Below are 12,288 nucleotides of genomic sequence, written 5' to 3'. Positions count from 1 at the left end.
TTAGCCCCCAAGGCGACCACTATTTATGATGTAACCGCGCCTTCTTCAGAGGCCTCCAGTCCGGCCCAGGCCTCATCTTCACCCATTCCGGTCAGCTTTACGGCCTCAGACCCCGTGCCTGCTTCCGAGGTGGCCTCTACCCAACTTTGGTATATCTTCAATAACGGCAGTGGATATGGCCCCTGGAAAAACAGCGGTCTGACTTTATCTGATACCAGTGGGACATTCTCTTTTAGCCCGGCTGATGGCGAAGGGACTTACGGATTCTACACCCTCTCGGTAGATAAGGCCGGCAATCAAGAGGCCGTGCCAAATGCGGGGGCAGATGATGCCGATGCCCTAACGGTCTATGGTCTTAATATTGATTTATATGCTCCCCAGGTCGCGGGCGTAACCATCATTCCTGATCCGGCCAAGGCTGGTCAGATCGAGGTAACCATCAACTTTACCGATGTAGGCGCCGGGATAAACACGGCGGTCAATCCTGCGGTGGCATTCAGGCCAGAGGGAAGCCTGACCACGGTGCCCTTTACCGGTAATTATCTGGCTAAAACCACTACCTGGAAGGGCACAGCTACGGTGCTGACTTCACACACTAATGGCCAGGCCGTCTTAGAGATAAGCGGCGCCGCTGACCATTATGGCAATGTAATGGACCCTGATAATACTCATAACTTCATAATAGATACTCAATTACCTGCATCTCAGGCTACTTCTGCCCCGGGCAATACCAGCACTTCTCCTATACCCATAAATTTTATAGCCAATGACCCAAGCCCGGGGACAGAAGTAGTCGAAGTTTCTCTCTACTATCGAGTGAATAAGGGCACCGGCTTCGGTGACTGGCGGAAGAGCGGGGTGAAAGGTTCCGGCGCTTCCGGCACCCTCTATTTCCTACCGGCCGAGGGAGACGGTGAGTATGATTTTTACACGGTAGCTACTGATGGGGCCGGCAACAAAGAAGCCGTGCCTACTGGCCAGAATCCGGCCCCCTATCCGGAGTGGGTGAAAACCACCATTTTTAACGCCAATGGCCCTGTTTGCAGCGGTGTGCAGGTTGTGCCTAATCCGGCCGGCAAGGGACAGATCACGGTGACGGTCACTTTTGCCGAAGGATCGAATCTGGATTACACCAAACTGCCGACGGTGACCTTTACCCCGGCCGGTTCCATAGACAAATTCCCGGTAACTTATACCACCGGCACTTATCAAAATTCCATCTGGAAAGGCACCGCCAATATTGTGGCCACCCATCCCTCCGGTTATGCCAGGATTGATGTCTTCGGGGCGACTGACCTAAACGGGGCCGTGATGAATCCTACTTCTTACTATAATGCCTTTGTCATTGATGTGGTTACCCCATCATCGACGGCTTCTGGCCCTCAATTTGAAAACAGCGCCAGTATTAGCCTGAATTACCAGGCCCAGGACATCCCCTTACCGTCCAGCGGAATAGCTGAAGTCAAGCTCTTCTATCGCTTCGGCACGGCTGGGAACTGGCAAAATGCTTATCTTAGCGGAACCACGGCTAAAGGGAGCCTGATCTATCCGCCTCAGCAGGGTGACGGCACCTATCAGTTTATCACCCAGGCCGTGGATAAGGTCGGAAACGAAGAGGCCATTGTAGGTCAGGGGGCCAAGGTGAGCGTGATTTTTGATCACGCCGCCCCTTCTTCTTCAGCCACTTCAGCGCCTACGGCCACTTCTTCGCCTATTACCGTTAGATTTGAGGCCATGGATGCTACTTCGGGAGTGGCTGAAACCACCCTCTGGTATCGGGTCAATACCGGCACAGGCTTTGGCCCCTGGCTTTCCAGCGGTCTGAGCGCCACCGGCACGAGCGGCAACTTTGCCTTTGTGCCTTACCATGGTGAAGGGACTTATGAATTCTACACCGTGGCCGTAGACCAGGCCGGCAATGTGGAAGATGTGCCCAACCATACCAATCCAGTGGCTGATTCAACCACTATTTATGATGTTACCACGGATACGACCAAGCCCGCGGTGATGAAGATCTCCGCCTCACCGGATAAGGCCAAAGCCGGTCCGGTGGTTATCACGGTTGATTTTCTTGAGGCCGGCTCAGGGCTTAATTACACTGTCCTGCCTACGGTAACCTTCACCCCCTATCAGGGTAATCCGGTAACCATAACCCAGAATATCGGTTATACCGGTTATACCTGGACCGGCACCGCCGTGATTACTGAGCAGATGAAGGATGGCCCGGTTTCCATTACTGTTTCCGGAGCCGTTGATAATATGGGTAACAAGATGACTACTGCCTCTTTTACTCAGGTCTTCCTGATTGACCAGACCAGGCCGGCCTTAGATAACCTGACGATTAATCCCTCCATGGCCAAAGAAGGTCAGATCACGGTCACGGCCTCTCTCTCTGATGGGGGTTCGGGGCTGAATTACGCTCAACTGCCGAATATGACCTTTACCCCCTCGGCCCAGAATCCCATTCCTCTGACCCTGGTCTCTTACAAAAATAACACCCTCGTGGCTAAGGCAACCATTGATAACACCATGGCCAATGGTCAAACAACCATTACCGTGGCTGGAGTCTTTGATCAGGCCGGCAATGAGATAACCGCTAATAGTAACTATTTCTTTGTTATTGATACAGTAGCTCCGACTTCGCAGGTAACCGCCCTTCGCTCAAGCTCAATTGAAGTCGATTTTAAGGCCGATGATCCGGGTGGAGTCGGCATAGCTTCGACCAGGCTCTGGTATCGGCTGGATCCGGCTGGTTCCGGGGTATATGGTTCCTGGATAGATTCAGGTCTTACTAAGACCGGCACGAGCGGCACCTTTATCTTCAGCCCGCCGGCTGATGGGACTTATGATTTCTACACCCAGTCAACAGACCTGGCCGGCAATGCCGAGCCTGCACCCGTAAATGGTCAGGCCGGCGATATGCAGATTGATTACAATACAACCGGACCGGATGTTAAATCTGTGGCCGTCAGTCCTGATCCTGCCCCGGCTGGTTTGATTACCGTTACGGTTACCTTTAAGGAGGGCAGCAATCTGCCGCACAATCCCAATGAGGTCAATCCAGTGGTCACCTTTATTCCGGCCGGACAGGGGCCGGTAACCGTAACCAAGAATATCTACTTTGACAATGTCTGGACCGGAACAGCTCAAGTCCTTTCCGGTCATGCCAATGGTAAGGCCACCATCAAGATCAAAGAGGTGGTTGATATTAACGGTCAGGTAATGCCTGAGCGGACATATTACAATAAATTTACCATTGACACCGTGCCACCAGAGGTAACCACAGCCACAGCCAATCCTGATCCGGCTAAGGCTGATTGGGTTAACATCACCATTACCTTCAAGGAGGTCGGGGGACTAAATTATGATGACCCGGTCGGTCCCGTGGTGAACGTCATCATCGCCGGCGGGATTACCGTGCCTGTCACCGAGACCTCCTACGCTAATAACACCTGGAAGGGTAAAGTCAAGATTCTGCCTGAATACCAGAACGGGCCAGCGGCCATAGATGTCCAACTGGTCAGGGACCTGGCCGGCAATACCCTCAACCAGGATAAGTCAGAAACCTTTGTCATTGATACCACAGCGCCTGCCTCACAGGTAACCGAAGCCCCGTCCTTTGTGACTATATCAAGTATACCGGTGGCGTTTAAGGCCTCTGACGTTCAGACCTCAGTTGATTACGTCAATCTCTTTTACCGGTATCGAAAGATGCCGGGTTCTGGACAATTTAATGCCTGGACTAACGCCGGCTTAACCCAAAAAGGGACTTTGGGCAGCTTTATCTTTATCCCACCTCTGGGTGTGGGAGAATATCAGTTCTACACCCTGGCCACTGACGCGGCCGGCAACCAGGAGGCGGCCAAGAGCAATGCTGAAGCAGCTACGATATATGATGCCACTACGGACACCATCAAGCCCTTAGCCAAGAAAGCCGCGGTTTCACCTGATCCGGCCAAGGCCGGACCGGTCACGGTCGCGGTGGAATTTATAGAGGAAGGCTCCGGCCTTGATCTAACCAAACTGCCGGTCATAACCTTAGTTAGCGCCAATGGCAGCACTATGCCAGTAACTGTAACCAAATATACTGATAAGGCCGCTACAGGTGAGGCCGTTATCCCGGCCGGCACCGATGGCCCGGCTAAGGCAGAGGTCTACGGGGCCAGGGATAACCGCTGGAATGAGATGGAAAAGGCCACTTTTGCTAATGTCTTTACCATTGATACCATTCCACCCAAAGTAGAAGAGATCGCCATTACCCCTGATCCGGCTAAGGCAGGTGAGGTCAAAATAGAGGTAGAGTTCTCTGATTCCAACTCCGGCTTAGATTTCAAGGTAGAGCCTAAGGTGACCTTTACCCCGGCCGGCGGCAATAAGGTTGACGTAACCAAAGAATCCTTTGAGGACAACGTCTACATTGGGGTCGGAACGGTTCTTTCGACCCATAATAATGGTAAGGCGGTGGTCACTATCTCCGGGGCGGCTGATCGGGCCGGGAATATGATTGTGCCCAACAGCTCAGCCAGCTTTAAGATAGACACGATCAAGCCTGCCTCCAATACCCTAAAGCTGCCAGAGGCATCATCTTCAGCCACCGTTCAAATAGGCTATGAAGCAACCGATGTGGATGGAAGCGGGATTTCTTCAGTGGAACTCTGGTATCGGGTGGATACCGGCACAGGCTTTGAGGCGTGGAAATCTGCCGCCCTGAGCAAGACCGCTGCGGCTGATACCTTTACCTTTGTCCTAATGGATGGAGACGGGACTTATGAATTTACCACGGTGGCTACGGATGTGGCCGGAAATAAGGAGGATACACCTACTGAACTTACTATTGGCGATTCTTCTATCGCTTATGATGTAACGCCGCCTATAGCCAAAGAGGTATTAGTTACCCCGGATCCAGCCGCCGCCACGATAGATAGTGGTAAACAAATTACCGTGACCATTAAGTTTGCCCCAGGAAGTAACCTGGATTATACCAAAAGCCCGGATGTGGTCTTCACGCCGCTCAATCAGAATCCGGAGGTCATTCGTCAGGTATCTTACAGTAACCTGACCTGGGTGGGTAAGGCTGATATCCAGAAGACCCATAAGAACGGCCGAACCCCGATTACCATTAGGGACGCCTTTGATAAGGCCGGCAACAAGATCAATGAAACCATCTTCAGGGATGCCTTTGTCGTAGACACGGTTGGACCTCAGGTAATAAACTATCGAATTAATCCTGACCCCGCCCACGTGGGTTGGTTTGAGTTGACCCTGAATCTTTCAGAAAAGGATGCCGGGATTGACTATGCTGATACGCCTGAGGTGTGGATTATCACTCCCCAGGGTAGAGAGATCTACTTAACTACGACAAATTACTCTGCCAATACTTGGAAAGGCACGGCCAAACTATATCGGACCGATGAAGATTACGGCACAGCCCGGATTATGGTTTCTACCTCTGAGATCAGCGGACCAGGCAAGGACCTGGCCGGGAATTACTTTGAACCATGGGATGAGTTGACTGCTCAGACCTTTATCTTTGATATAGATACGGTTTTGCCGGTTTCCCAGATCATATCTACCGCACCACCCCAGCCCCCATTACCGGAATTTTCTACCTCGGCACCGATTTACATGAACTATGAAGCCGGTGATCTGGGAAGCGGCATTGAATCAGTCGCCCTTTGGTATCGGGTTAACACCGGTTACGGCTTTGGTGCCTGGAAGAATTCCGGACTTACCTTAGCCAAAGAAAAGGGGACATTTGCCTTTACGCCCAACGACGGAGACGGCCGCTATGAGTTCTACACCCTGGCCACTGATAAGGCCGGCAATATCGAACCGGTTCCGGGCGGTGGAGATGACCAGGTTGAACCCGACATAGGTGAAGATGAAGCCGATGCCTGGACTATCTATGATGTCAGCCGGCCGGCAGTTAAAAAGGTTACAGTTAATCCGAGTCCGGCCAAAGAAGGCACGGTCAAGATTCAGGTTGAATTTGAGGATTTAGGCAGCGGACTTAATTATGATTCCAATAAGTGGCCGGTGGTTACCTTTAGCCCGAAAGGCGGTTCGCCTCAGCCGGTAACCCCTCTGACTTACGCCGGGAACGTCTGGGAAGGGGAGGCGACTATCTTGGGGACCCACACTAACGGCGAGGCGACCATTAATATCACCGGGGCAGTGGATAAAGCCGGCTTTGTGATGAGTCCTAATAACTTCTATAAGTTCACCATAGATACGGTCAAGCCGAGGGTGCTGGAGGTGACGGTCAATTCTGAACCGGCTAAGGCCAATTCGGTGATTACCATCACGATTAACTTTGTCGAGACCGAGTCCGGAATGGACTACGCGGCCCGGCCGAGGGTGACCTTTACCCCCAAGGACGGGAACGAGGTCATGGTGGATCAAAAGTCATACAAGTCTAACACCTGGATCGGAACGGCTATTATTCGTTCTGATTTCAACTCTGGCGAAGCCGTGATAAAAGTGAGCGGCGCCCAGGATAATGCCAGGAACGTAATGGACCTAAATAGCCTGCATACCTTTGATATTGATGCCAGGGCCTTAAACTCAGTGGCCTATGCCCCGCCGTATGGCACGGCGGCTCCTGTCAAGGTCAATTTTGCGGCTACAGATGATTATTCGGGGGTGGCTTCCACCACCCTCTGGTACCGGCTAAATCCCGGCAACGGCTTTGGTGAATGGACCAATTCCGGTCTGACCCTGGCCGGCGAGAAAGGGACCTTCCTCTTTAATCCGCCGGTGGATGAGGCCGTCTACGAGTTTTATACTATAGCCGTGGATAAGGTTGGCAATGAAGAAGAGGTGCCTCTGACCGCTGATGGCGAAACCCACTATTCCACCCAGGTCATTCCGGCTGAAATCTCAAATGTCAGCGGGGATATGTCTGCTACTACAGGCGATCCCATTACTATCTCGGCTACAGTAACCGATGCCGGAGATGGCCGGGGCATCGAGCGGGTGGAGTTCTACTATACCCCGCTGGGCAAGTCGGAACAGATGATCGTTATGACCCAGCAGATAAATACTTATACGGCCACTATTACCCCGGCTATTGATCGGGTAGGGGTCATCCCTTACTACATCAAGGCCATTGACGCCGAACAGAATGTGACTCTCGCCCCAGAATCCGGCACCTATCAGATTACGGTGACAGACAATGATAAACCCACTATCCAGTTGGATACCCGGAACTTAACCTCTACGACTACGGGAGAGAGTGTGACCATCCGGGGAAGCGTATCCGACAACGTTAGAGTGACTTCCGCCAGGCTTTATTATACCCTGCCCAGGGGAGAAGAACAGTTCTTAGACTTTGCTACCGGTGTGGCCACTATCCCGGTAGGGATGGATGATGTTGGCTCGCTGACCTATTATATCTGCGCCACTGATGCCGCTGGGAATAAAACCCACGAGCCAGTTTCAGGGGTATATACCATTATCGTTTTAGATGACGATCCTCCAACGCTTACTATGGAACCGAGCAATCCTACTATGACTTGCACGGCTGAAGATGTGACTATTAAGGCCAGCAGCCTTAAGGATAATGATCGACTTGTCTCGGTTAACCTATACTATTCCCCCATAGATGGGGTGGGCGAGCAGACCTTTGACTTTAGCAGCGGCCGGGCGGTTATCCCTATCCTTGAGGATCGGGTGGGCGTGATTGAATACTATGTCAAGGCCGTTGACGCCTCAGGTAATGTCACCAGAAAACCGGCCAGCGGAGCATACAGCCTGTTTATCAAGGACTGCATCCCGCCGGTTATTTCCAATGCCACCGGCGATGGAGGAGCCACCACCGGCGATAACTTCGCTGTTTCAGCTATCTTTACTGATAATATCCAGGTGGTAGAAGCCACGGTGCATTATCTCCCCATTGATCAACCTGATCCGACGATCACGGCTATGCCCCTGGTTGACGGTGGGCTTGGCCGGGCTCTTATCCCGGTGGATAATAACAAGGTAGGAGAGATTACCTATTATATCACCGCTTCCGACGCGGAGGGCAATCCGGCCCGAGATCCAATAGAAGGGGCTTATGTGATTACAGTCCGTGATGATGAGGCCCCGCAGGCGCTTCTTGACGACGATAATCTGGATAGCACGGTAGCGGGAGAAGATGTAGTTATTAAGGCCAAACTTTCCGATAACATCGGGGTGGTAGAGGCTAAGCTCTGTTACACACCTATTAATGGCCAGGAAGAATGCCTGAACTTTATGTCCGGAGCCGCCACTATACCTGTGCCCAAGGATAAGGTCGGCGTGATTCATTACTATATCGCCATAGCCGATGCCGCCGGAAATGTGAACAGAAAACCCCACAGCGGTGTGTTTACCCTGACGGTCTTAGACGGCACCGTGCCCAGGATCATTCTTGATCCGAATAATCCTAAAAAGACCGGCACAGGTGAAGATGTGATCATCAAGGCCAAGAGCATTACGGATGATGTGGGGGTGGTGATGGCTAACCTCTATTACACACCCATAGATGAAGTGGAACAGTCATTAGACTTCATGAGCGGCAGCGCCGTTATTCCGGTGGCTGATGATAAAGTCGGCCAGATTATTTACTATGTTGAGGCCAGAGATGCTGAAGGAAATACCACCAGAGAGCCGGCTACCGGGGTCAAGATCCTGGAGGTGGTGGATCAGGTCAAACCGGTCGTAACGATGGATCCGAGTAATCCCAAGATAACTACCACAGGTGAGGATGTTACCCTTCGGTTGAGCGAGGTCTCGGACAACATCGCCCTGTCTACGGTGGTTCTTTACTACACGCCCATAGGCGGGGGAAGGATATCGGTTGATATTTCGAGCGGCCAGGCCAGGATTCCGGCGGCTTCTGATAAAGTCGGAGATATTACTTACTATGTTGAGGCTGAAGACAGGGCCGGTAATGTCGTTCGGGTTCCCAAGGCGGAAGCCTTCACTCTAACTGTTCTTGATAATGATCGGCCGACCATAAACGGTGGGGTCACCCCCGGTAATATGTCGACCACGACGGGTGAGGGAGTAACTGTTACGGCCGAGATCATAGACAATGTCTGCATTGAATCAGCCACCCTCTTTTATACGCCCATTGGAGAAGCCCAGAAGAGCCTTGACCTGGTGGTCGGGGCTGACGGACATATCCAGGCAGAGATTCCGGTCTCCCCACATGCCGTGGGACAGATGAGCTACTTTATTGTGGCGGCTGACAAGGCCGGAAATACGGCCCGCCAGCCAGACAAGGGGGTTTACTTTATTACGGTGACTGATAATGACCCACCGGCCTTAAGCCTTGAACCGACCAATCCCGGGGAAGCGACCACGGGTGAGGATGCGACCATAAACATTCAGGCCCTGGGTGATAATATTGGAGTCAAAACAGCTATGCTCTGCTACAAACCGATTGACGGCCTGGAAGAGTGCCTGGATGTGAAGCGGGGCTCAGCAGTTATTCCGGTGGCCTCTGACCGGGCCGGTGTGATTACCTACTATGTGGAGGCCCTTGATGAGGCCGGTAACAGCACCAGACTGCCGGCCGCCGGCGGGGTGATCAATCTGCCAGTGCGGGATAATGATAAACCGAGACTGATCCTCTCTGAAGATAATCCAACTAAAGGCGAAAGCGGCGGGTTGGCTACCATCAAAGGACAGTTTGATGATAATATTGCCGTTACCTCAGCTAAGCTGACTTACGTCACCACCCCGGATAAGGGGGTGGCTAAGGTGACTGACTCGGTTGATCTGGCCGCCGGCAGCGGCAGATGGGATGTCTCGATCGATCCTGACTTTACTGGACGGATAAACTACACCGTGGTGGTGGAAGATGCGGCTGGAAATTCCGATTCCAAAGGCGGTAGTATAGAAGTGACCGATGGTGTGCCGCCGGTAATCAAGCAGGCCACCGGCAGCTTTAGCGCTACCACCGGTGAAGAGGCGACCATTGAGGCCGTGGCTACCGACGATGTAGAAATCAAGAGCCTTAAGCTCTACTACATTCCGGTGGGGGCTATTGAGCCGACGGTGGTCAATATGAGACATATCCAGGATCTCTACAGTGAGACTATTACCATACCTTCAAATAAGGTAGGTGAGATTCGTTACCATCTCATTGCCTCGGACGGCGGGAATGAGACCCGTGAACCCAAGAACGGCAGCTTTGTTATCAGCGTGAAGGATAATGATCCGCCCACGGTAACCTTAGGGGCCGTGCCTTTAGCGACTCAGACCGGCGGGTCGGTAGAGGTTAAGACCACTGAATTCTCGGATAATATCGGGATAACCTCGGCCCTGCTTTACTATACCCCCATCGGTGGGCAGCCGCACAGCCTCGACTTTATGAGCGGCAAGGCCACCATCCCAGCCGCCCCAGACAAAGCCGGTATTATTACCTATTACCTCGAAGTGAAGGATGCGGCCGGTAATATGACCAGGCTGCCTAAGACCGGCGGCACATATTACGATCTGGAAGTTAAGGATAATATCCCGCCGGCTCTTGAGTTAGCCGAAGGTAACCCCAACTCGGCCAAGAGTGGAGACCGGGTAACCATAAAGGGGGTCTTTGAGGACAATATTAAGGTGGTCAAGGCCGAGCTTACCTACACCCCGGTTTCTGCGGTTAAAGAGCCGATCTCGCCGGTGAACTTTATTGCCGGTGAAGCTGACTTGGTTATTCACCCTGATTATGTGGGCGATCTGCGCTACACCGTGACGGCTTATGATGCCGCCGGATTAACGGCTGAAGAAAAAGGAGTCATCCACGTCTCTGACGGCACCGGGCCAAGTATTACCCAGGTTACGGGAGATGTTGATGTCGTGCCTGGCCAGCCCATCGAGATCAAGGCCAGGGTAATTGATAATATTGGGGTAGACACCGTTAAGGTGGTTTATACCTCTTCTCCGCCGCAAGGTATTTCACCGGTTTCGCCGGTCTTGATGAGAAACGACGGCAACGGTAACTATTTTGTGACCCTCACCACCTCTGCCGGATTCATTGGCAAGATAAATTACCAGATCGTGGCCATAGATGTGAATGGCAATGAGAGCAGATTCCCGGTGGGCAACAATATGGTGGTCAGGGTAGAGGATGTGGCTCCGCCTGAACTGGAGATCGTCCTAACGGACAGTCAGGGCAGGAGATTAGGCAGCGGTGACTTTATCTATGTGGAAGAGATATATCTGGAAGGATGGGCCTCTGATAAGGGCAGCGGAGTCTACGATATCGAGCTTCTGGTTAATGAAGGGCCCAAAACCATTAAGCAGATGGATCGAGGCGCCAGTGCCCCGTCCAGAGATGGGGTAGTCCATTTCAAGACCCCCATTCTCTTGAAGTTAGGCGAGAACCAGATAAAGGTAACGGCCATAGATGGCTTTGGCAACCGGATGACCATCCTCTCCGGCGGTGAACCGATTAAGCTCAATTATAGATTAGGGGCCATTGAACAGGAGATTTGCCAAGACGGCGGGATGATCCCCGCTGAGGTGGAAGATATTGGGGTTACACTTATTGTTCCCTCTGGAGGAGTTGAAGGCTGTCATCAAATTACCATCAAGCCGGTCGAGCTTACGGCGGCTGAGGCGGCTATATCGCCCAAGGCTATTGCTTATAGCTTTGAGGCCAAACGCCGGGTGGGGGATCATCTTGAATCAGAGGTGCTCACTTTTGATAAACCCGCTCAGTTGATCATAACTTACAGTGATCTGGCCCTGGTGGAGAAGAATCTCTCAGAGGGCGAGCTGGCCATCTTCTTCTACGATGGTTATGACTGGATCAGGTTGGCCAGTGAAGTAGATGAAGGCGGTAATATGGTTTCCGGCAGGATTGATCACTTCACTAAGTTTGCGGTGATGGCTGCCACTGACGAGAGTCCGCCCACCCAGCAGCTCATAGATCATGTAGTGGTCGTCAACAATCCCTTCTCTCCCAAAGAGGAAACAGCTCTAATTGAGTTTGATACCGTGAAAAATACCGGAGTTATTGTCACGATTAAGATTTACAATACCCTCGGTGAATTGGTCAGGACCCTGATTGAGGAAGATTCCCGGTCAGGCCATACCATTACCTATTCCTGGGATGGCCGGGATGACGGGGGCGACTTGGTTGAAAACGGCATCTACCTCTACCAGATCAGGGTCAGGTCCGGTCATCAGACCGATGAGGTAACCAAGGCCATTGGGGTGGTTAAGTAAATTAATCAGTAGTCATTAGTCAGTGGTCAGGAGAAGTGGCTCAGGTGGATAGACTAAAGGCGGAAGGCTTTTAGGAACAGCCTTCAGCCTTCAGTC

2 protein-coding genes are annotated in these 12,288 nt (G+C 52.2%); one reads left to right on the top strand and one right to left on the bottom strand.

Going from position 1 to position 12,288, the window contains the following annotated elements; translation table 11 throughout:
* Nucleotides 1-23: 23 nt before the first annotated feature.
* Entirely contained in the window at nucleotides 24-161 is a 138-nt protein-coding gene (locus AB1797_03860; protein MEW5766747.1) for a hypothetical protein, read from the bottom strand.
* Between AB1797_03860 and AB1797_03855 the strand changes: the two genes are divergently transcribed.
* On the top strand, nucleotides 130-12,192 hold the full coding sequence (locus tag AB1797_03855; GenBank protein ID MEW5766746.1) for a hypothetical protein: 12,063 nt from the start codon (nucleotides 130-132) through the stop codon (nucleotides 12,190-12,192). The genes AB1797_03860 and AB1797_03855 overlap by 32 nt on opposite strands.
* The last annotated feature ends 96 nt before the right edge of the window (nucleotides 12,193-12,288 follow it).

The sequence above is a fragment of the bacterium genome (assembly GCA_040753085.1).
In the GTDB taxonomy this organism is placed as follows: Bacteria; UBA9089; JASEGY01; order JASEGY01; family JASEGY01; genus JASEGY01.
This window is presented reverse-complemented; position numbering and strand designations above follow the sequence as displayed.